The sequence below is a fragment of the Microcoleus sp. S13_C3 genome (assembly GCF_036700905.1).
Classification (GTDB): domain Bacteria; phylum Cyanobacteriota; class Cyanobacteriia; order Cyanobacteriales; family Microcoleaceae; genus Microcoleus.
Genome location: NZ_JAUBPT010000012.1, coordinates 60,490 through 82,089, shown reverse-complemented (window position 1 = coordinate 82,089; position 21,600 = coordinate 60,490). Strand labels below are relative to the sequence as shown.

The 21,600-nt window shown below is 45.7% G+C and carries 15 protein-coding genes and 1 pseudogene; 6 read left to right on the top strand and 10 right to left on the bottom strand.

Annotated elements, in window-relative coordinates:
- The coding region (locus QUA16_RS05765; protein ID WP_333181047.1) for a transposase at positions 1-399 on the top strand (399 nt) is incomplete at its 5' end.
- 360 nt (positions 400-759) lie between these two features.
- On the opposite strand, the pseudogene QUA16_RS05760 reads toward QUA16_RS05765, so the two are convergent.
- Positions 760-1,826: pseudogene (locus tag QUA16_RS05760) on the bottom strand (ISKra4 family transposase).
- 242 nt (positions 1,827-2,068) lie between these two features.
- On the opposite strand from QUA16_RS05760, the gene QUA16_RS05755 reads away from it, so the two are divergent.
- Entirely contained in the window at positions 2,069-3,283 is a 1,215-nt protein-coding gene (locus QUA16_RS05755) for a glycosyltransferase family 2 protein (RefSeq protein WP_333102276.1), read from the top strand.
- A gap of 38 nt (positions 3,284-3,321) precedes the next feature.
- On the opposite strand, the gene QUA16_RS05750 is transcribed toward QUA16_RS05755, so the two are convergent.
- The 3 genes from QUA16_RS05750 to QUA16_RS05740 form a co-directional block, all read right to left on the bottom strand.
- Positions 3,322-5,643, bottom strand: coding sequence for a hypothetical protein (locus QUA16_RS05750; protein ID WP_333102274.1), 2,322 nt, complete (start codon positions 5,641-5,643; stop codon positions 3,322-3,324).
- 187 nt (positions 5,644-5,830) lie between these two features.
- Positions 5,831-7,573 (bottom strand): peptidoglycan DD-metalloendopeptidase family protein, encoded by a 1,743-nt coding sequence (locus QUA16_RS05745; RefSeq protein WP_333102273.1) that lies wholly within the window; start codon positions 7,571-7,573, stop codon positions 5,831-5,833.
- 102 nt (positions 7,574-7,675) lie between these two features.
- The gene (locus QUA16_RS05740) at positions 7,676-8,854 is read right to left on the bottom strand and encodes a transposase (protein ID WP_333102278.1); all 1,179 of its coding nucleotides are present in this window, start codon (positions 8,852-8,854) and stop codon (positions 7,676-7,678) included.
- Between the two features lie 668 nt (positions 8,855-9,522).
- Here QUA16_RS05740 and pgeF point away from each other — a divergent pair.
- Positions 9,523-10,401, top strand: coding sequence for a peptidoglycan editing factor PgeF (pgeF, locus tag QUA16_RS05735; RefSeq protein ID WP_333102271.1), 879 nt, complete (start codon positions 9,523-9,525; stop codon positions 10,399-10,401).
- Between the two features lie 243 nt (positions 10,402-10,644).
- Positions 10,645-11,256 (top strand): CPP1-like family protein, encoded by a 612-nt coding sequence (locus QUA16_RS05730; protein WP_333102270.1) that lies wholly within the window; start codon positions 10,645-10,647, stop codon positions 11,254-11,256.
- A 125-nt stretch (positions 11,257-11,381) separates the two neighbouring features.
- On the opposite strand, the gene QUA16_RS05725 is transcribed toward QUA16_RS05730, so the two are convergent.
- Positions 11,382-12,068 (bottom strand): HAD family hydrolase, encoded by a 687-nt coding sequence (locus QUA16_RS05725; RefSeq protein ID WP_333102269.1) that lies wholly within the window; start codon positions 12,066-12,068, stop codon positions 11,382-11,384.
- 631 nt (positions 12,069-12,699) lie between these two features.
- Between QUA16_RS05725 and QUA16_RS05720 the strand changes: the two genes are divergently transcribed.
- Positions 12,700-14,829: a diguanylate cyclase domain-containing protein gene (locus tag QUA16_RS05720; RefSeq protein WP_333102267.1), complete on the top strand. Its 2,130-nt coding sequence runs from the start codon at positions 12,700-12,702 to the stop codon at positions 14,827-14,829.
- Entirely contained in the window at positions 14,810-15,343 is a 534-nt protein-coding gene (locus QUA16_RS05715) for a GNAT family N-acetyltransferase (protein ID WP_333102266.1), read from the top strand. Before QUA16_RS05720 ends, QUA16_RS05715 begins: the two co-directional genes overlap by 20 nt.
- Before the next feature lie 20 nt (positions 15,344-15,363).
- Here QUA16_RS05715 and hppD read toward each other — a convergent pair whose 3' ends face one another.
- The 5 genes from hppD to pstB form a co-directional block, all read right to left on the bottom strand.
- A complete protein-coding gene (hppD, locus tag QUA16_RS05710) occupies positions 15,364-16,425 on the bottom strand; it encodes a 4-hydroxyphenylpyruvate dioxygenase (RefSeq protein ID WP_333102265.1) in 1,062 nt (353 codons plus the stop codon).
- 400 nt (positions 16,426-16,825) lie between these two features.
- Complete coding sequence (locus QUA16_RS05705) at positions 16,826-17,533, bottom strand: SDR family oxidoreductase (protein WP_333102264.1); 708 nt, start codon at positions 17,531-17,533, stop codon at positions 16,826-16,828.
- Positions 17,534-17,616: 83 nt separating this feature from the next.
- Complete coding sequence (locus QUA16_RS05700; protein ID WP_333102263.1) at positions 17,617-19,026, bottom strand: NYN domain-containing protein; 1,410 nt, start codon at positions 19,024-19,026, stop codon at positions 17,617-17,619.
- Between the two features lie 42 nt (positions 19,027-19,068).
- On the bottom strand, positions 19,069-20,331 hold the full coding sequence (locus QUA16_RS05695) for an APC family permease (protein WP_333102261.1): 1,263 nt from the start codon (positions 20,329-20,331) through the stop codon (positions 19,069-19,071).
- Between the two features lie 384 nt (positions 20,332-20,715).
- Positions 20,716-21,567, bottom strand: coding sequence for a phosphate ABC transporter ATP-binding protein PstB (gene pstB, locus QUA16_RS05690; protein WP_333102260.1), 852 nt, complete (start codon positions 21,565-21,567; stop codon positions 20,716-20,718).
- Positions 21,568-21,600: the final 33 nt, after the last annotated feature.

The window sequence follows — 21,600 nt, the reverse complement described above, 5'->3', positions numbered from 1 at the left end:
CTTCTTCAACCTGACATAAGTTTTGTCTACGGTTTAGTAATTGGGGGTGTCGATCGAAAAGCTTATATCAAAATGATGGAACGAGAAGCCCAGGAAGCTGCTGAAATTGGACGACCGAGAGTAATCGTACAAGACAATGGCCCAATACACCGATGCAAAGAAGTCCAAGAGTTATGGCCGCATTGGGAAAAGCAAGGTTTATATATCTTCTTTTTGCCCAAGTATTGTTCGGAAATGAACCCCATTGAATTGGAGTGGCAACACATTAAGAAAGATGAGTTAGCAGGACAAATGTTTGATGATGAATTAGAACTAGCCTATGCCGTAATTCATGGAGTAGAAGTTAGAGGACAAAGGGGAAATTACACTACGCAACGTCTTAAGTTTAACTCCAATTAGGTAACTTAATATTTTGTTACATAGATTGGTTTTTTCCCGCCTACCTACTTACTATCAAGGCTTCTTTTGCCTCGTTCGATAGCTGTTTTAGGTCGGGGAGTTTTTCCATTCCTTGATCTAATGTCTATCTTGTCTTCTTGTCAAGGGGGTTGAGCAATTACTATAACTTTTAGTTGTAGTCTATCACCATTCTATTGATTTGCACAACTCATTGATACGTGCTATAGCAATCCTAAATCATTTGTAAATTTCTTACTTTCTCCCCTTGATAAGGGGAGGGTTGGGGTGGGGTAAAAAAAATACGACTCCTGCAAGGATTGTTATATATACCATTGGGTGCATCTCAGTTTGGCAAATACATCAAATTGAAAGTTGACCGTTGAGATAAGCACAGCGAAGAGAAAGGATAGAGGGAACGCTCTCAATTTTCCATTGCGCTCCTGATATTTTCACCCGCTCACCCAATTCGTTTAATAATTGATTCAACTGTTCCCGAACCAATCGAACTTATGGACTCCTCTTTATAGTATTGGTAGTTGACTATTCGGCAGCGATGGGTCTCTAAATAGTTACAAAATGTTTTAAATCCTTTTTTTGTCATCTCTTTAAATAGATTGATAACTTCATCTATTTTACCTTGCCACAACATATTTTCTGCTAATTTTAAACGTTTTAGCGAACCTCCTACCTTGTAAAGATTTTCTTTCAGATGATACCAATCTAAGATTTCTTGTCTTTGTTCAGTATCTCCTATTTCTTTAAATATGTTCCAAATTCCGGCATGACCATCTCCTAAACAATACATAGGATGTAGTAATTTTTGGCTATTAGTCCAATCAATTAAATCTTGATTATTTTGAAAAAATGCTCCCGAATAAACATTATCTAAACAAATGGCTTTATAGTCTTTCCAATAACACCCCTCGCCTTTGGTTTCGTTGCGTGGCCTGATTTTCCCGCCATCTAATGTAATTTCTTGGACTCCTTGTTTAGATGTAGGTAATTCAAATTCTTGTCGTTTGACTAATCTGTGTAATGTACTATGAGAGACTTTGACCCCGTGAAAATTTCTAAATCTTTTTCTGCCATTTGATAAGATTCGTTGGCACTGATTAAAAGACAGCATTTTTCCATCATTGGACTGAATTGACTATACGCTTTCAATCCAAAATATTTCGCTTGATTGTCTGTAATATCGAGCGAACCGACTATTGATTTTATTTTTCTGGATTTTCCTGTTTGAATCCCTGATACTGCTGAAAAAAAAAGCTACCTAGTTCTGGTTCTACTTGTTCTAGCATTTTCTGACGCACCGATTTTTCTATACTTTCAAAACTTTCTAACTCGGTTGGATCTGTATTTCTGTAAAGAATGGATGCTGCCGCTTTTAAGTAGGCTTTTAGCTGTTCTTGGTCTGAGGGTGTCATTTTCTTTACCTCATATTTTTTGGCAATTTTACTAGCTTTTCCATTTTAACCCTTTTGCGACATATTCGCCAAAGTGAGATGCACCCTATACCATTGACGTTGAACAGAGAATGGGGTACAATTTTTATTAGGGGTTTCTTGGCTATCTCTTCCACGGACTGTGTAAGTCCTGACTGCGGCGAGTGTAAGGTATATCTGCCAATCTACAAAGAAAAAAAAAAGAAAAAGATTGTTAAAAACCAATGCAGCCAGATTCTCAAAAATCTCCCAATTTACCTCTCGTCTCAGTCATTATCCCTGCATACAACGCTGAGCCATTTATTGAAGAAACTCTGAAATCTGTTTTAGCTCAAACTTATCCAGCCATTGAAATTTTAGTAGTCGATGACGGTTCCCAGGATCGAACCCCTGAAATTGTCGAAAAAATTGGCCAAAAAGATTCTCGCGTCCAGCTTCTGAAACAGCAAAATGCTGGAGTTGCTGCTGCTCGAAACTTAGGAATTCAGAAGTCGAGAGGAGAATATATTGCCCCCATTGATGCCGATGATATTTGGTATCCGGAAAACATAGAAAAACAAGTTGAATGTATGTTGGAGGGAGGGGAAGAAGTAGGCGTGGTCTATTCGTGGACAGTAGACTTAGATGAAAAAGGATTGCTAACAGGAGGATTTCGGTCTTTTAGAATTGAAGGTGACGTGTACGCCACCTTAATCTGCCACAACTTTATAGGAAACGCGAGTGCTTCTATGATGCGTCGCAGTTGTTTGGAAAAGGTGGGGGTTTATGACAAGACATTGAAGGAAAGGAATGCTCAAGGCTGTGAAGACTGGGACTTATACCTGCGGATAGCAGAGCTTTATCAATTTCGAGCCGTGCCGGAATTTTCCATTGGCTATCGCAGAATGTATAACACTATGTCTACCAACTATACGACAATGGCGAATTCTCAATCTTTGATGCTGCAAGCTGCCAAGCAACGGCATCCCGAAATTCCCGATTTCCTGCACCGATTATCTACCAGTAATTTTTTGCTGTACTTAGCGAACCAAAGCAGCCGCAACGGCCGCGATCGCACCGCGCTCTTTTGGTTATTTCAAGCTTTAAAAACTGAGTGCATCTCACCCTTATTACGTTCTGGCTTTTACATAGTATTGGGAAAGAGCCTTTTCAACCTATTATCCCAGTCTGGGAAACATCAGGATGCTCTCGATGCACCTGTGAGAGTAAAAGATACGCCATCCTCTGAGAACCAACCTATCGGCCGGGAGGTGTTGGTAGAGATCCGGCGCAAAAAGATCGAATTAATGGTAACGATAGGGAACATTTTTCACCGCTCAATTTCCATCCTTGTCAAGCGAAATCAACCAAATATTGACACCCTCCCTCAAGCGAACATTAGGGCCACTCCCCCGGCAAAGGCAGAGTTGTCTTATGAAAAAAGAGATTCAGGCTATTAGAACGTAACTACTCACGCCCACTGCGTTGCGGTGAGCAGTTACCACTTTTTCAAACGATACAACACCGACTCAGTATTAAAATTTTTTCCAAAAACTGGTTGCAGGGGGCCCTGGGCACTTGTCAGCCAAGATAGAGCTTTTGTGGTAGCTGCGTCTGTCCCACTCACGGGCCCGAATCCCACAGTCCTAATTTTATTTCGCCGGAGGTTGTCAATCCATGCCGAAAGTCGATCGGCTCTCAACGGCACATATAAGACTTGTCTGTCCAGATTTCTCCCGTAAAACAGGTAGCTGCGCGAACTTAAAAAGAAGCCTATTCTTTCATCTGGTACTGTATTTTTATCAATATATTCGTAAATACCACGATACAGTTCGGTGCGTGCAAAATCTCGCTTTTCCCTCCAATGACCAATTACTATCAATCCTATACAGACACCAATTATCACTATGTAAATCGATTTTTTTCGGGTGGGAAATAGATGACTCAGCCATCTATAGCCAGGATTGATTTTCCACAATATCGCAGCCAGCGTCACTGACACAAGATAAAATATCGGATATCTTAATATATCTTGCCAACTGGGGCCTAATATTTTTCCAATTTTATTAATAGCTTCTATTGGGTTAGACTTAAAATTGTCAATCAACAAACTCCCCCAAACAATACTATCTCCGGTGAAAGAAGCATTTTTAATATAATCAAAAATTGTGTTGCTAATAATTCCGCAAAAACCACTAACCAAAACCACTGCCAGAACAACTTGATTTGGAGTTTTTATCCGAGTTGCTGTAGCTGCGGCGGCTATGCCCAGCAAGCTTAAAAAGGGAAAGCCGTATCTGAAATTAAAACCCAGTAAAGGGCTGATTTGACCGCTCGAATTTCCCGCAGTACCTGACGTGTAAGGTGTAATTAAATACAGAATTCCGGTGCTGGCGAGAACTACAATTAAAATGATATTATTTTGATTGACTGTTCTGGTTTTACCTCTGATAAAAGCCAGAGGTGCTGCCAATACCTGAAGTGCGATCGCCAGAAAGGGCAGTTGCAATCTAATGATAATTTGTAAGCCGACAGTTTGCCAGTGGGAAACATTGCTGGGATTAAATTGAGCTGCTAAAGTGCTTTGCCAAGCATTGAAAGACGGCGAAGCGGGGGGCACAAGTAGGATAGGTGTGGGCTGCTGTACGGGAGGTATTGGCGCAGTTACTGGAGACCGTAAGGGAACAGGCTGTAAGGGCACTTTAATATCGCTGGTATCGGCGACAGGATAATTGATGTGCAGCAAGTTTCTCGCATACCAAAAACCTCCTAAAAACAAGCAACAAGCTAGGCCGCACAGCAAGACTGGTTTGATAAAGTGGCGAATTCTAAAATTAGCTGGTGTGGAATTTTTATTAAGGACGAATCTTTTAATTTCTAAGATGGCTAATCCTACTAAAAGTGAGGCTGCATAGACTATTCCCGTGATTTTTATTCCGGCTAGCATTCCTGCGGCTGCCAAAAATAGGGATAGTTCGGATTGCGATCGGCTGCTATGATAGGATAAACCTAGATACAAACCCGCTGTAAATATTGCAGCTAGCGGTAAATCTGGGTGAATAGTGTTAACTTGGTTGAGAACCATCGGTACTGTCAATACTAAAGATGCTGCTGCCATACCGTGAATTCGGGTGGCTCCAAATTTTACGCTCAATAGATAAACGGCAATTCCCTCAAGTACCCACGCAATTAGCAGGGGAAAAGCTGTGAGAAAATCTTCTCGGAAGGGGAGCAAACACAAAGCCGACAAAACGTGCCAATTGTAGGGATATACTCGTGCTTGCTCCTGATCGAAAATCCAATTTCCGGCGGCATCTAATAATGTAAATGAATGGGTTTGATACCATCGGGCGATCGCAGGCAGGTGAAACCACAATGAGTCATAATTGGTGGTGGGTTTGCTTGCTAGAGTGTCCCACAGCACAAATCCTGCAACAGCGGTGGCAACAATAATTAGGCGTTCGGATTTGCCCAGAGGTTGCTTGAGTTTGGGAATCTGCCACTGCGAGAAGGTAAAAGCTCTGTGGTTTTTGGTATAAATCAGGATTACGCCCATCGCACCAATCAGAATTTCTGCTATAATCACGGCAGAAATATTTAGGCGCTCGGCACTTCCTAAAATCAAGCCGATACAAACTTGTGCAATGCTCCATCCCGTCAGGAGTACGAGGAGAAAATGGGGGAAGGAATAGTTACCGTTTTCCTTCTGATTCTCAAAGGCAAGAGACAAGCTTAAGGGAATCGGGCACACTAAAATAATCAGAAATAAAATTAATTCCCACAAATGCTGCGCTATTAGCATAAGCTGCCAGTTACCCATTTTTATTGGTTTTTCGTTGTTCCCAGGCTTTTTCTGGTAAAGAGAAATCCATCGGCTCTGATATCAACACATCTTAAACCATGCTCAGCAACAGGCTAGGAGGGCCCATTCTACAAAACATCAATTTTCTTGCGGGGCGGGCTATTCGCCCGCCCCTAAAAAAATTAATCTATCCAAGCCGGCATTTTTACCGGCTAGCTTGCTTCTGAGTTTTGGGTTTGACTGCTTGGGCATCTTTGGGCTTAGAAGTGTCCGCTTTTAAAAGTTCCGGGAATGGCGGCTGGAGGTTGTGAACTTCGATGTCCATTCCCAACGGCAGAGGTGGAAGCTGGGGCAGATCGTTTTCCAAATCCTTGAGTCCGCTAGCGGTTTGTATTTCCACCATTTTTGGCATTTGGGGTACTTTGGCGGTTTCCAAAGTGCCGATCATTTTTGCCAGAGCGAATTCTAGCTGAGAGCCCGGGTCGATCGCCACCCAACCCTGGTCAGTCATTTGCCGAACCTCGAAGTGGAGGTGAGGCCCTGTAGACATTCCCGTACTGCCGACGCGGCCGATAGTATCTCCCTGTTTCACCCACTCTCCCGGTTTCACAAACAGTTCCGAAAGGTGGCCGTAGAGAGTTTCCTGAGACTTTTTGTTGTGGTTGAGAACCACAGTCAAACCGTAGCCGCCCAACCAATCGGCGATCGCCACTTGACCCGCATAGGCTGCCAGTACGGGCGTTCCCATCGGGGCCCCCAAGTCAGTTCCGGTGTGAAACCTGCCGTAGCCCATAACCGGATGAGTCCGCCACCCAAACGGCGAAGTAATTGCCGAAGCAATAGATAGCGGAAACAGCAAGCTGGTGTTGCCATTTCCGGGCAGGCCTGCGGGACGCGGCGTGAGATTGTAGTAAGCAAAACCGGTATTGCTGCCGCTGCTGACACTAACCGCACCGACTTGAACCGGCCCGAGTCCCATGCTGGGCGCTGGAGCGCCGCCACCGTAAGATGCCGATCCGGCATAATACCCAGCGTCTGCGGAGTAGCCGATGTTAGCCGAGTAGCCGGTGTCTGCGGAGTATCCAGCGTTAGCCGAGTAGCGCGGGGGTGCGTAAGCAGATTCCGGCGGGTTTGAACTCCCCCAAACCTGGCTGCCTATTTGTTGAACGGCTTGACCGAGTTTACTCACAGGATTCCCGCTATTATTTCCTGCCACAGTTCCCCGAACCTCGCCCGGAAGGCTTTCTGGCCGATTCCGAGGAGGAGGGGCTGCAATATAGCCGCCGTCTGCGATCGGAGTTTCCTTTCTGTAGTTGGGTTCTCCTGCATCTGCCGTCACTGGCTGGGAAACAGCAGGAGGCGCGCACACACCGCCAGATCCTTGGCAGCCGGTCGATCGTTCTGCAAACTCTATTCTGGTTGGCGCTTCGTACTCGCTGGTAGCGCCAACGCTGTAGTCTGTTTGGTCGATTTCAGCGTGGGCTGGGTTAACTGGTGCTTCAAAAGGCGGCTCCTGGGCCGTCGCTTCTGGCAGGGGAATCAGCGCGGGTTCCGGCAGATAATATTGGGTCGGAGGTGATTCGCTGGCGTACTCAGGCTGTGACGGCGGTTTGGCATCGAAAGGCTCGGATTGCGGAACTTCTGCCTGCGGTGCAGGGTCTGGTTCTGGCGACCTTTGGCTGTATGCGGGTTCCGGGGGCGGGAGAGGAGCTTCAAATAATGGCTGGAGGTCTGCTGCGCCAGGGACGGCTTGTTCTGCGGGCGTAGTTTCGGCTTGAGCCCAAACTACGCCTTTGCTGAGCAGTCCCAGACTGGCAAGGCAACCCAGTCCCACCAGCAGTGAGCGATCGGACAAAAGGCGCGATCGACTCCGGGCGCCTGTAGGGTTCTTTTTTTGCTGTTTGGTGTTCAAATGGGCTGTTATTTGCTTGTCTGGAACTGGTTTCACGATTTTTTTTCCCAACTCAACAGGGGGCACAAGGATCTCGAATTGACAACTCCTCGGCCCGAAGGCACGAGGATTCTTGGTTCATTGGGACTACTCATGTAGCTAGCCCTCCCCAAAATTCACTGCGATTTGCCCAACCGCTGTATATCCACGCTGCAACACCACCTGCGCGGCTGCAACATCTCGATTCGTTTCATAGCCGCACGTTTGACATCTATGCACCCGTTCGGATAGTTCTTTTTTGCCTGTATGGGTTTGACATAAGGGACAAGTTTGACTGGTTCGGTTCGGGTCTACTTTTGCAAAGTATGCACCTCGCTTAAAGCAAACATGACCCAAGATATTCAGGAACTGACCAAACCCTGCATCAAGCGTGTGCTTGCTCATCATTCCGGCTGACATTGCTTTGAGGTTCAAGTCCTCAGCAAATATTGTTTGGGCCCAGTTACATAAATGATGTGCGGTCTTGAAATGAAAGTCTTTTCGACTGTTCGAGATGTATTCGTGGTGCTTCGCTATTTGGTGATCAATTTGACGAAACTTTCTAGAGCCTTTTTTCTTGCGCTTGAGTTGACGTTGCAGCAATTTCAGCTTGCGTTGTCCATCCACAAAAAATCGAGGTCTATCAATCAATTCACCATCAGAAGTTGCCAAAAAATGTTTTAACCCTAAATCAATCCCTAATCCATGTCCTGAAGGTGAGGCTTGAGGTACTGCGACATCACATTGCAAACTGAGCATGGCTACGTAACCTGAAGCCCTCTTAACAACGCGAATTTGCTTGACATCAAACCCTTGAGGGATTGGACGTGACAGGTGCATTTTTACGGGGCCAATCTTGGGTAGGTTGACCCAATCGGCATTATCAAACCGTATAACGGATTCTAGATTCAATTGAGGGAACACAAATGAGCGCATCCGTTTTTTGAATCTCGGAAAACCGTGTCCTCGTTCCCACATCGCCACAAACGCTGCCTCTAGTTGGCGCAATGACTGCTGCAATACATGGGTGTGAGGCAGTTTCAACTCAGGAATTAACTTCTTTGCCAATGCCAATGATTTGCATTGGCGGGCCCATGTTGGACGCGGTGCATCAGCAGGGATCATGTATTCCTGCTTAATGCTGCACGAGTTGATCTCACACTTACGAGAATTAACCCAATCTTTTCGTTCTCGCAATCCAAAGTTGTAGACCTTGCGGCAAATATTGAGCCACAGGTCGAAAGTCTGGCGTTGCGCGTCGGTAGGAATGAGCTTGTACTCGTAGGTGAGATTTAACATACAACCATTGTAGAGCCAACATGAATAAATGCGGTGCTGTTTATTCAAACACCTTGCTTGAGAGATTCCGAACCGAAATTCCCCCTAGAAGGGGGAGGCTTGTATCCCCTTTTTTTGGTCAGGATCGAATGTATGGCCATCCTTGTCTTTATATACAGGCCTAACTGATTTTACCGGGCTTGAGGCAATTTTTTTTGCACATAGAACAAGCTCAAATGCCTTACGCATTCACTCGCGAGCGATATCCGGTTTTTTTGATTCCGATGGCACTTGCCTAGAAGTCTGTGACGGCCACACTGATGATAGCGCTTTGGCGTTCGTCTATGTTAATTAGTTGCCTATATTTTTGGGGTTCTGCAAAATTTCGGCGCAGTCGGTCGTCCTGAAATATTGCACCATTCTCAATAATCTTTTCAGGGCGAGCTCTCCTGCCCAACCCCTACTCCCCACAATAAAATCTACTCTTCGCGGAACGGGCCCGAAAGCCTGGGCGAGAGAGAATGGTGCTCTGGGCGTGAGTTGTTCTAAAACCGCCTACTCATCGCGATTTTTTCCTGAAACCTGGCCCTGCCTTTAAACTTCGCGGACAAAACTTTAAACTTCGCGGACAAAATTTTTGATTGTTTAGAATACAAGCTAAATGATGCGCTTGGGTAAGGATAGGTTTCATGACTGTAGCTGGCGATCGCTTGACAAATTTTCCGGATTCTGAATGCGCCGGACAACCTGACGGTATCAGTTGGGACTGGCAGAGCTGGCAAGGCTTGCCCTATCTGACTTGCAGCTTGCTTTCTCGCTGGTCTCACGGCTTTTTTACTCGCGATTTCTCGCCCCAGGGGCCGATCAATCTGACGGAAGTTATCGAACCGGGAGCTAAGGTTTACCGACTTCAACAGGTACACGGCAATGGGGTACTCAAAACGAGTGAGTTGTCCCCGGTTGTGGCTCCGGGCCCGGAAACCGCTGCCCCAAGCTATGCTGAGGCTGATGGCTTGGTGGCGGAGCGAGAATTGGAGGCGCTGTGGGTTTGCTCGGCTGACTGTGTGCCGGTGCTGATTGCTGACGATCGCACGGGACTGGTTGCGGCAGTTCACGCGGGTTGGCGCGGGACTGCTGCTAAGATATTACCAGAGGCGATCGCTCAACTTGTGGCACAAGGCAGTCAACTAGAAAATCTGAAGATTGCTATGGGGCCGGCGATCGCTGGAGAGGTTTACCAGGTATCTGTGGAAGTGGCAGCGGAACTGGGAGCCACCATTGCTCCTGTGAGTGCCCTTAGTGCGACAGCAGACGGCATCTGCGAGTTTTTGCATCAACTCCCCGAAACGCCTGTCTTAGCCGATCCGGAACCGGGAAAAGTACGCTTGGATGTTCGCCTCTGCAATGCTCTGCAATTGCAGCAGTTGGGAATCGATCTTTCTCAAGTGGCGATCGCTCCTTTCTGTACTTATTCTGACTCGGCTCGCTTTTTTTCCTACCGCCGCGATCGACTTAAAAAAGTCCAGTGGTCGGGAATTGTGAGTGCCGGCGGGACAAGTCCCTTCTGAGGGCATTTGGCAGAAGGTAAAATTTTAGACGGCCCAGATAAAAATAAAAATCTTTGGATTCATTATTTTTTATTTACGAATCCCGAATGCCTTCTAGCTTCTACCTTCCGAAGGTTTGCTGGTTCCTGTTTTAAAGCACTAAAAACTAGCAGCAAAACTCTTGGGAAAGCGGCAGAGCCCCCGCCCCGCTTTCCTCTCTTGTTAAGATTGCTATATAACGAGAGTCTTCAGCGGGTTATTACAATGAGTGAGCCAACTCCCTATCAACTTCTTGAAGTCGATGAAGATGCTTCCTTTGATGAAGTGCAAGAGGCCCGCACGCGCCTAGGCGAGCAGTACAGCGGTGACAAGAAACGTTTGGAATTGATCGAAGCAGCTTACGATGCGATCCTCATGGATCGCCTGCGGCAGCGACAGGAAGGCAAAATTAAAGTACCCGAACGCATCCGCTTTCCCGAACGGCTGACTCCCCCACCCCCAACCTTTACTCCGTCTCCTCCTAGTGGCAGCCCAGCTTGGTTGCAGCGGTTAATCGATACTCCTAGTCGATCGGACATTTTGTGGCCGGCTGGGGTGTATGTGGGGTTAGGCGGACTGAGTATTTATCCGGCGGCTAATGATGGTTTACTACAGTTGACTCTGGCTCTTGGGGTCGGCTGTTGTCTTTATTTTGTTAATCGCAAGGAACAAAAATTTGGTCGCGCCGTGCTGCTGACTGTGGCTGGCTTGGTTATAGGCTTGTTGCTGGGAGGATTTTTGGGTTCTTTGGTCAGTCCGGCATTTATAACAACAGAGAAATTTATCGCTTTGTTTACGTTTTTAATTCTGTGGCTGGTCAGCGGTTTTCTGCGATAGTCAGCAGTCATTAGTCAGCAGTTATTAGTCAGCAGTTATTAGTCAGCAGCCAACCACTAATAACTGTGAAATCAAGACCTCCGACAAATAAAATCAGCTAATAACTAATGACTAATGACTCATGACTAATTTTTGTGACCTAAAATAATCTCAACTGCTTCACTCAAATTGTTAGCTATTAAATCTGGTTGGTGCATTTCTAGTTGGGTGCGATCGCGAATTCCGCACAAAACACCAATTACCTTGACACCGTGCGTTTTTGCTGATATAATATCCGCCTCCGTATCGCCAACCATCCAAGTGTCAGAAGCCGGCGGCAGTTCGGCGAGAGCTCTTGCCATCAACAGGGGCTTATCTTTCACATCCCCGGTTTTGACGTAATCGTTGGGGAGGCAATAGCGGCGGTTTTCTGGGAAAAAATGCCCTAAATTGCAGCGGTTGAAGGCTTCATCTAGTTCCCTAACGCGGCGCATGGTCATCACCGCTAAGTCTACTCCAGCGCCCTGCACCTTTTCGAGAGTTTCCAAAGCGGTGGGAACTGGTCGATCGTAAATCATGTAGGGTAGGGTGTGGACGGTTTGACGGCGTTTCTGGGCAAATTCCTGGGCTTGGGCGGCGTCTAATCCTGAGAGGATGGCGATTTCGGTTTCGGGAACCCGCGCGCGCTTCATGTCCCAAAACTCTGCCTTGGGGAGTTCGCGCACTGGTTGCCCCTCACGTTGAGTCTGGGCCATACAATACTGGTAAACTCGGTAGTAGCGATCGGACACGTCCATAATCGGCCCGTCAAAGTCGGTAATAAGTCTCAGCATTTAGCAGAGTATTTTTAAGCTTTTATACAAATCCTTCGATACTATATCATTTAAAGGTAACACTTTCTTTACAAAAATTGACACAACTACCCAGGGGAGGTAAGGTCTATAGGAATGGTGCTAATTAAACCAAACATTTGAATTAAACTGTGCTGTTCCTCAACTTGAGAGGTTGTCAGCCATATCGGGGAATTTAAAATTAAAATGTGCGGGACCAATAGTGTAAACAGCTACATATTGTTCATAAATCTCTACCTCAATCGAGGCTGATTTTGACTGCGCTTTCTCAAAAAAAGTGGGTTTAATTAATATTTAGCCCCATTTTTAAAACAAGCAAAAAACTGCTTGGAGAATCCAAAGTGTACTGTTTGCATAAATTAGCTAGCGGTAACAGGTGATGACATCAGCCAGTATAAAAATTCCCATGATAAATAGCAGCCAAACAACAACTAATATCGTTTCCGGTTGCATCGGCATCCTAAAATCGAGTCAACAGTTAACACTCAACCATTCTGTTTTTCCACCCCTCCTTCTACAGTCAACAGTCAACAGTCAACAATCATTCCGGTGCAACCGGAATTGATGTAACTTTACCGGCTAACCTTTGAGAGAGATGCTCTACAATAACGAGATGCTTCCAACATTAACTGTAGAGAGCAGCCCCAGAAGTATTAATATTCTTCTTTATAAGCTGTTATCCTTACGCAGGATTGAATACCTCACAGTCGATCGGGAACTTAAGATTAAAGAAATATCTTTGAAAGTGCAAGATTTTGCCTACATTCATGAGGAAGTAGGCGAAGGAAAAGACGTGCGCGATAGTTTTCCTGAACTGATTGGAATGGAAGGAATCCTTGAAGATATTATTGAAGAACGACAGCAAGATTGTCAGTTAAAATCAATTAGCCGAGTCCTCAAAGATGGATATTATTTGTATCTAAATTTGTACATTTTTGGTTATAAGGGACAAGCCAATGCTGACAGATTGATTATTTTATGCGAAGATGTAACAGATAGCATTGGCTCTCAGCAAACCATCGTTCAGGCTGCCAACAAAACAAGTATTAAAGGTGAGAACTTAGCTGCGGCTGGCGATTATATTGACAAAATCATTAATTCCCTAGGGGATGTTTTGTTCGTAACAGGAACATCGGGCCAAATCAAAAAAGTGAATCAAGCTGCACAGCAATTATTTGGATATACCGAATCGGAATTAATCGGCCAATCCATATCCATGATTACGGCTGAGGAGGAATTGTTACGCAAAGTCAGCCAGCTACCGCCTGCACTTAAAAGCGAATATTGGCCTCAAGTAAAAGTAGCTTGCCAAACGAAAATAGGTTTAAAGCTGATTGTTGCGTTTTCATGCTCTACTTTCGAGACAAGCACAGGAAGCCCGGATGCAGATAGCGAGGTTATACAAGATTTTGTTTATATCGGTAAAGACATTACCAAGCAACAACGCATAAAAAAGTGTCAAGAAGCACAGTATGCTGTTACTCATATCCTGTCAGAATCAAGTTCTCTAGATAGCGCAGCTCCGAGAATTTTGCAAGCTATTTGCCAAAGTTTTGGGTGGGATCTGGGCGAACTTTGGACGCCTGCAGAGGCGGAGGAAGAAACTAGATTGGGTGCGGAAATAAAATCTGAAAAAGAGTCACTTTGGTGCCTGCCACTTTGCTGTCCGATCGCGGAAACTCCTTGTTTGCGGCGGGTGGCCGTTTGGCAGGCAGCGGAGGAAGTTAGGGAGTTTGCCGAAAACAACGAGCAGATTACTTTGGCGGCGGGTGAGGGTTTGCCCGGAGCTGTTTCCAAGAGCGGTTCTACGCAGTGGATTACTGATCTTGTGGGCGATCCCAATTTCGTGCGATCGCGCTTGGCCGAGGAAGCGGGGCTGCGATCGGGATTCGGTTTCCCGATTCACGCTAGGGGCCAAGTTGTAGGAGTAATGACTTTTTTTTGCCGGGAAGAACTGCCGCCGGATCAAGATTTACTTCAGATAATAGCTGTGGTAGGTTCTCAATTAGGAGAATTTGTCAAGCGCAAATATGCGGAGCAAGAATTGCACGAAGCTGAAGCTTCAATCCGATTTTTGTACGAACAAGAAAAACGGCAAAGTGAAGAATTAGCTCGGCAAAATTTAGCTTTAGAACAAGCCAAATTAGAATTACAAGCAGCTAACATGGAATTGCAGCGGCTCGCTTCGGTGGATGGATTGACTCAAATTCCCAACCGTCGCTGTTTTGACAAAAAATTGGAGTTAGAATGGCAGTTGATGGAGCGAGAAAAAGAGTCGCTGTCTTTAATTTTGTGCGATATCGATTTTTTCAAACTTTACAACGATCATTACGGGCATCAAGGAGGCGACGAATGTTTAAAACAAGTAGCCGAAATTTTAGCTAGCAACGCTCAGCGGGCAGGAGATTTAGCCGCCCGCTACGGCGGCGAAGAATTTGCGGTAATTTTGCCGCGAACTGATGTGCAGGGAGCAATGCGGGTAGCTGAAGCAATTCGCAGCGATTTGAAAGCGGCGGCAATTTTTCATGCTGCTTCCAAGGTAAGTAAGTTTATAACTCTCAGTATGGGGGTCGCTAATACTGTACCGGCTGCTGGTGTATCGATTGAGGAGTTAATTGGACAAGCCGATCGAGCGCTGTATCGAGCTAAACTAGAAGGGCGCGATGGTATAGTTGCCCTAGACTTGAAAATAGAATTTCAGGACGGGAAAGGAGTATTTTCTGATGATTGTGAGAGAAGCTAAAATCGCTGACGCACCTGCAATCGCACAGGTTAATGTAGATACTTGGCGGACAGCTTACCGGGAAATTGTACCGACAGATTACCTCGCACAGTTATCTTATGAAAAGCGAGAAAGCAATTGGCAAGAAATCCTCCTAAACGCCGAAAAAAGTAAAAATTTTGTGTGCGTTGCTGAGAACGACTCGGGAGAAATTGTCGGTTTTGCTGCGGGTGGTTGCGAGCGCACCGGCAAATATGTATATACAGGAGAATTATTTGCCATCTATATTTTGGAGGAATATCAGCGTCAAGGAATCGGACGGCAACTCGTGAGAACAGTTGCCAAAAAATTGGCAGAATTAAGTTTGAACTCGATGCTCGTTTGGGTACTAGGAAACAATTCAGCCTATAGGTTTTATGAATTCTTAGGAGGTGAAAAAGTAGACGAAAAGCAAACAAGTAGAGCAGGAGTTGCACTCAAAGAAATTGCCTACGGTTGGAAAGATATCGCAGTGCTGATTAACACGCGGATATGACCAAAAAAGTGGAAGCTTTATCAATCATCTATCAAACTTCCCCTCTTCATTTGTTCGCGTTCAATGGCCTCAAACAAAGCTCGAAAATTCCCCGCCCCAAAACCTCCAGCTTGCACCTTTTTGCCGTTAACTAAACTAACTCGGCGCTCAATAATCTCGAAAAAGAAAGTCGGTTCTGCAAAAATTGGCTGGGTAAAGATTTGCAGCAGCATCGCTGCGGGAGTATCTTCTTGCCAATCTGCCAAAACTTCAGAAGCTGCAATTGATTGCCAATCGGCGGGCAAATAGTTTTGCCGCTGCTGCAATTCGGAGTAGTATGTGGGAGGAACCGGCAGAAAAGGCAAACCGCACGATCGCAAATCGGCAACAACCCCCACAATATTATTAGTTTGCAAAGCCATGTGCTGGATTCCCGGCCCCCGATTTGCGCTCAAAAACTCTTGAATTTGAGAATTAGCTGATGCCGGTTCATTAATCGGGAATTGCACCCCACCATCAGCGTGCACCATAACTTGGCTCCGCAAAGCGGATTTCTCCGTCTGAATGTCAAAATTTTGCTGCGCTTGAAAACCTAATATTTTTTGATACCAACTAACAGCACTTGACAAGTCCCCAGATTCAACATTTAACACTACGTGGTCAATCCGGGTAAACAACGGCTGCTTATCCGAAGCCGATAGCAGTGAATGGCTACCAATTCGCTCCACGAGCGTGTGGCTTAAATCTCCCCAGCCCGCGATTTTTGCCCGCTTAAAATAGCCTCCTGCGTTTAGGTCTTCTTGAATCGGTTCCAGGATTTTAGCGCCTTCAGCAGCCGCTCTAGCTACCGCTAATTCAATATTTTTTACCCGAAAACCCACATCGGCAATCCCTGGAGGATGAAACTTCAACCAACTAGCAGCGGGACTAGCGGGTGTCAGGGGCGAAGATAAAACAAAACATACATTGCCACTGCTGACAACTTCAGTGTGAGTGTGGCTATTGGCATAACCTGCTATTGATTGAAAGCCTAACTGGCTCACAAACCAGTCGCGGGATATTTTAGCGTTTTCAACGTAAAATTGAATGCGATCGAACTCCATAATCAATAATTGACAATGGAAACTGAAAAATGGAAAATCTGCTGATTTTCAAGGGAAAACTGCAAGGGAGGGACTGAGTAATGGATATTTTTCATACTTTTTATTGCGTACCCACATAATAATAACCTAAAGATTGAATACCCTAACTCTTCCTGAAGGCAGAAATAGGTCGGCAATTAAAAGAAACCCGGTGTCTGCGATAACTTGGATTTGGGCGCGAGGCCTTCGCCAATAGGACTAAGGCAAAAAAATGGATTGACACACTACTTATAGGGGTAAGGTGCACCAGCCCGTGCACCTACATAATTCAGTGCTGTACAAGTTCTCAAACCTAAAAATATCATAATTTTTCTTGCCTTCAGCTTCCGCTGCCTTCGGCCTTCAAATCACTCCTCCATCGCTAAAAAAACAAATGACTTTCCGGCTGAATATTAATCTCCATCGGCACAGCTTGCGGGTCAGCCGAAAGAGCAAACATAATCGCATTTGCAGCAGTTTCGGTACTCAGCATTTTTGACCTGTCTACCTTCAAACTCACATTATCCCAAAACGGAGAATCCACCCCGCCAAAATAGAATAGCGTAAACTTAATGCCGTAGCGTCGCAGCTCATCTGCCATGCACTTGCTGAAACCAACTACCCCAAACTTTGAAGCGCAATAAGCCGTTCCCATCGCCATCGAATGCTTGCCCAAAATCCCAATGACATTGCAAATGTGACCGGATTTGCGCTCTTTCATCACATTCGCCGCTGCTTGAGACGTGTAAAAACTGCCTTTCAAGTTCAAGTCAAGCATGGCATCTAAATCAGCGGGTTCTAACTTGTTCCACTGCTTGAGAATTCCGGCACCGGCGGCATTTATGAGGGCATCAATTTGTCCAAAATGCCCCGCCGCTTTTTGCATCAGCGTCTCGACTTGAGGCAAATCGGTGATATCCGTGGGCACGCACAGTACCTCTGTTGCTGAAAGTTCGCTAGCTAAAGCGTCTAATTTACTGCTGTCTCTGGCGGCGAGCACTAGCCTCGCACCCGCCTCAGCGAGTTTGCGGGCCACTGCTGAACCGATGCCGCCAGTCGCACCCACCACAACCACAACTTTGTCCTGCATATCCCTTTACATTTCTTTACGTCCCGATTGTATCATAACTCAAGTTGCTAGTAATGGGGATGTTGATATGTTTTAATTTTTAATTAATTGAGAGAAACTTGCCAGCCTTTTTCGGCTTTTTTTAGCTGGAGAGAAGCGCAGGATTGCAAAAATTTAGTAAATTTTCTACCCAGATTAAAATCTTTAATTATTTGGGTAATTTGTTTGCCGTATTGTCGGTGAAATTCGCTGCCTACATTGGAGAGAAATACAGAATTTTCAGGAGAGTTGCCGGTTAACTCGCCAACGATTTTGACAAGAGCTCTTTCCAAGTCTTCCAGAGAATTAATATCGGTCAAAGTCGCAGGTGCTGGCTGGTGGTTATTCAGATTTTCTTGGTTAAGTATTGGCGGTGGGGGCGGCAGCTTGACTTCAAAAAGAGTGACATAAGTTTGAGAAGTTTCTGAGGGTTTGTGGAGGGCAAAATCTGTGGGATATTTGAGAAAGATATCCCTGGTTTTAGTACCCAGTAAATGATGGGCAACAACTTGATTGAGGACTAAACCGTAATTTTCCTTAAATAAAGCTGAAACAGTAGAAAGTTTTATCCACTGACTTGAGGTGCGTTTTTGCTCTTTTTTGATTAATTCTTTTAGTTGAATAACTAATTGTTCTAGGGGTGTAATTTCCGGTATGGTTACGAGGGAATGGGTTTCCACTTGTCCGGTTTTGCTGTTTAAAACTATGATTTTATCTATTTGTTTGCGGACTTGAAATACGGTTAGTCCGTGGGCTTGCAGTGTGTTGCTGAGGTGAGTGAGGGCGCGATCGGACGAACAGACAAAAATCTCTTTGGCTGTGGGATAATGTACGAAAATCGATGCGCCGACTGTAGCCATTTTTAAGTCGGCGCTGTCTTTGCCTGGGGGGACGTGAATTAGTTGATAGCCGCGCTGGTGAAATTCGGCATCTTTTTTGCCCATGCTGCGCCAGTTGGCAAAGGCAACTTTGATTTGGATGGGATAGTGGCAAATTCCCTCTAGGAATTTTTCGGTTTCGATGGTGAGTTGCAAGTTTTCGACATCTAGCAGCAAGATAGCAATGCCGCTAGGAAGCGGGGCTGGTTGATTGGCTGTTGGAGTTGGAGGTTCTGACGAAACTGAGTTTTCTGATTTAGCTGGTGCTGTTTGAGATTGGGCTAGCTGCTGAATTTTGGCAGATAATTTGCTGAATTGAGGTGAATTAACGAATTCTGGAACCAGCAGAATTTGTAGGTATTTTTTCGCAGTCAGCAGCAGGGAATCTGTATCGCTGGCTACGCTGAAACTTTTTGTCAATTTTCCAATCAAAACTGACTGAAAATCAGGTTTGGCCCAGGGGGTTTTCCTGTATTTTTCAGCTATCCATTCGGGATGCTGTTCCTGAATGGTAATGAGGGTTTGAGCGATATAGCGACTGATGGCGCTCAATGCGGGAGATTCTTGAGTCGCAAGCTCGGGAGTTCGATCGGGCATGGCCCTCTACAATGCGGGATGCTGTTTCAATTTATCACACTTCTAGTTTCTCGCCGGGAGTCGGACGATCGCCCGCCAAATTAAACCGGCGACAATTAATGCCAATCCTGTCAGCCAAATTTGCCTCTCCACCCAAAAAGCCAGAAATAGACAATTCCCCAAACCCACCCAAGCCAACCACTGCGGATAAAGCCTTTCGGCGGGGGAAAGTTGCAGCGCGGCGAGGTTGGTGATAGCGTAATATATCAAAACGCTAAAAGCGCTAAATGACCAAGTGGTTTTGACATCGCCGACGAGGATTAAAAGTGCGATCGTAACTTCCACAACCACCACAGCCACGTAGGGAGTTGTCCCTGAAGGATTCAGCCGCGCCAAGACTCTCGGCATATCCAAGCGCCGCCCCATCGCCAGCCAGATGCGCGACAACCCTAAAATTAAGTTCAGTAAGACTCCCAACATAGCGGTAATTGCACCGACGGCTAGCAGTTGAGAAACTCCCGGAATTCGGAAACTCCGGGCGATGACTTCCAAAGGTGCAGCCGTGCCGCCTGGTAACGACAATTTATCGGCTCCCCCCGCGACAACTACTGCTACCCCCACGTAAAGCAGCATTGTCAGCACCAAAGTGAAAATTATGGCTTTGGGAATGGTTTCCCTCGGTTTCCGCACTTCCTCGCTCATTGTGGTGATGCGGGCGTAACCGCTATAAGCGACAAACATCAGGGCGGTGGCCTGGAAGATGGAGCCGATCGATCTATTATTCTGTACGGTGGCCATTTCCCACCTTACCTCTGGCAAACCGACAGCAACAAAAACCGCTAAGGATAGGAGTGTAACTGAGACTATGGCAGTATTGGCAATATTCGATCGCCTAATTCCCGTCAATACAATTAAAGTGATGGTGGCGAGGGCGACTAAAGCTGTTAGGATCAGGTAAGTGCGATCGGCTACACCAACTGCATTTAAAAAATACCCCGCAAAACCTAAAGCAGCAGTAGCAGCAGAAGCCGTTTTCGCCAACAGAAACATCCAGCCGGCAGTGAAACCCAGCCAAGGATTGAGATATTTGTAGCCATATTCATAAGTACCGCCGCTAACAGGATGATTGGCCGCTAATTGAGCGCTGTTAAGCCCATTGCAAACAGCAACTAAAGCTGCAATACCTACAGCCAAAATCACTCCCGGCCCCGCAACTTCCGCAGCAATGCCGATACTCACAAATACCCCAGTACCGAGGATTGAACCCAGGCCCATGAGAGTTGCGCCAAAAATACCTAACTCTCGCTTCAGCAGTGTTGAAGACATAAATATAGCGGTTTTCTGTTCAGTGCCATACTGATAGTAGGTTACATCTAGCAATATTTGCAATAATTCCGGCCGGGGCCTAAACCCCCGCCTCAAAAATCAAGTCCCCAGCTAGGAGGACTGCAATACTTCTTGAGAATGTTGCCCCATATGAGTCAACACTAATATCAATTCCGCTTGCATTAGAATGATTAAACCGCAGAGTACGCAGAGAACGCAGAGGAAGAGAACAGAGAGATGAATACAGGACGATGAAGGGCGGATTTGAGATAATTCAAATACTATTACTATTTCATAGTGTTCTGAAGAGGACTTTAACTGTGAGACAGGGACTTAAGCCCCTGTCGGAATATAGCGACTGAGAGAAAGGAAAGGACCCTGGTATTAACCGAAACGGCCTTGAATGTAATCTCTCGTACTCGAATTGCCCGCAGAAGTAAAAATCTTACTTGTCGGCCCAAATTCAACCAGGCGGCCGATGCGACTTTCATCAGTATTAAAAAAAGCCGTGTAATCAGAAACGCGAGCAGCCTGCTGCATATTGTGCGTCACAATCACAACAGTTAACTGCTGCCGCAGAGTCTGAAATAACTCCTCAATCTTCATCGTGGAAATCGGATCAAGAGCAGAACAAGGTTCATCCATCAGCAAAATTTTTGGCTTCACCGCCAAAGCGCGAGCAATACAAAGTCGCTGCTGCTGTCCCCCCGAAATCCCCTGAGCCGATTTCTTCAAATCGTCTTTGACTTCATTCCAAAGCGCCGCACTTTTGAGGGCAGTTTCCACAATTTCATCTAATTCTGCTTTGCTTTTGCGGCCAAAAATCCTGACTCCGTAAGCAATATTATCGTAGATGCTCAGCGGAAAAGGATTTGGTCTTTGAAACACCATCCCAATTTGGCGGCGCAAACTATTAATATTTACTTTCGGGCTGTAAATATCCTGTCCAAAAAACTCTACTCTTCCTTTAATTTTAACCTTTCCCTCCAATTCACCAATCCGGTTGAGAGCTTTGAGAAAGGTAGATTTGCCGCAACCTGAAGGGCCAATAATCGCCGTAATTTGCGGATGAGGGATATTCATCGATAAATTTTCTAAGACTTTGTGAGTTCCGTAATAAAAACTCAAGTCCTGAACCCGCAATGCTGGGAGTGCATTGGGGTCAATTTCCGGGGTGGCATCTTCTAGGAATTGATCTGTATAGTTTTCTGATTTCAAGTTAGCTTTAGGTTTCATTATTTGCCTGGTGATATTGTTAATATTTGATTG

Coding starts and splice junctions, on each gene's coding strand:
- QUA16_RS05755 (WP_333102276.1), top strand. CDS start 2,069: ATGCAGCCAGATTCTCAAAAATCTCCCAATTTACCTCTCGTCTCAGTC.
- QUA16_RS05750 (WP_333102274.1), bottom strand. CDS start 5,643: ATGGGTAACTGGCAGCTTATGCTAATAGCGCAGCATTTGTGGGAATTA.
- QUA16_RS05740 (WP_333102278.1), bottom strand. CDS start 8,854: ATGTTAAATCTCACCTACGAGTACAAGCTCATTCCTACCGACGCGCAA.
- pgeF (WP_333102271.1), top strand. CDS start 9,523: ATGACTGTAGCTGGCGATCGCTTGACAAATTTTCCGGATTCTGAATGC.
- QUA16_RS05730 (WP_333102270.1), top strand. CDS start 10,645: ATGAGTGAGCCAACTCCCTATCAACTTCTTGAAGTCGATGAAGATGCT.
- QUA16_RS05725 (WP_333102269.1), bottom strand. CDS start 12,068: ATGCTGAGACTTATTACCGACTTTGACGGGCCGATTATGGACGTGTCC.
- QUA16_RS05720 (WP_333102267.1), top strand. CDS start 12,700: ATGCTTCCAACATTAACTGTAGAGAGCAGCCCCAGAAGTATTAATATT.
- QUA16_RS05715 (WP_333102266.1), top strand. CDS start 14,810: ATGATTGTGAGAGAAGCTAAAATCGCTGACGCACCTGCAATCGCACAG.
- hppD (WP_333102265.1), bottom strand. CDS start 16,425: ATGGAGTTCGATCGCATTCAATTTTACGTTGAAAACGCTAAAATATCC.
- QUA16_RS05705 (WP_333102264.1), bottom strand. CDS start 17,533: ATGCAGGACAAAGTTGTGGTTGTGGTGGGTGCGACTGGCGGCATCGGT.
- QUA16_RS05700 (WP_333102263.1), bottom strand. CDS start 19,026: ATGCCCGATCGAACTCCCGAGCTTGCGACTCAAGAATCTCCCGCATTG.
- QUA16_RS05695 (WP_333102261.1), bottom strand. CDS start 20,331: ATGTCTTCAACACTGCTGAAGCGAGAGTTAGGTATTTTTGGCGCAACT.
- pstB (WP_333102260.1), bottom strand. CDS start 21,567: ATGAAACCTAAAGCTAACTTGAAATCAGAAAACTATACAGATCAATTC.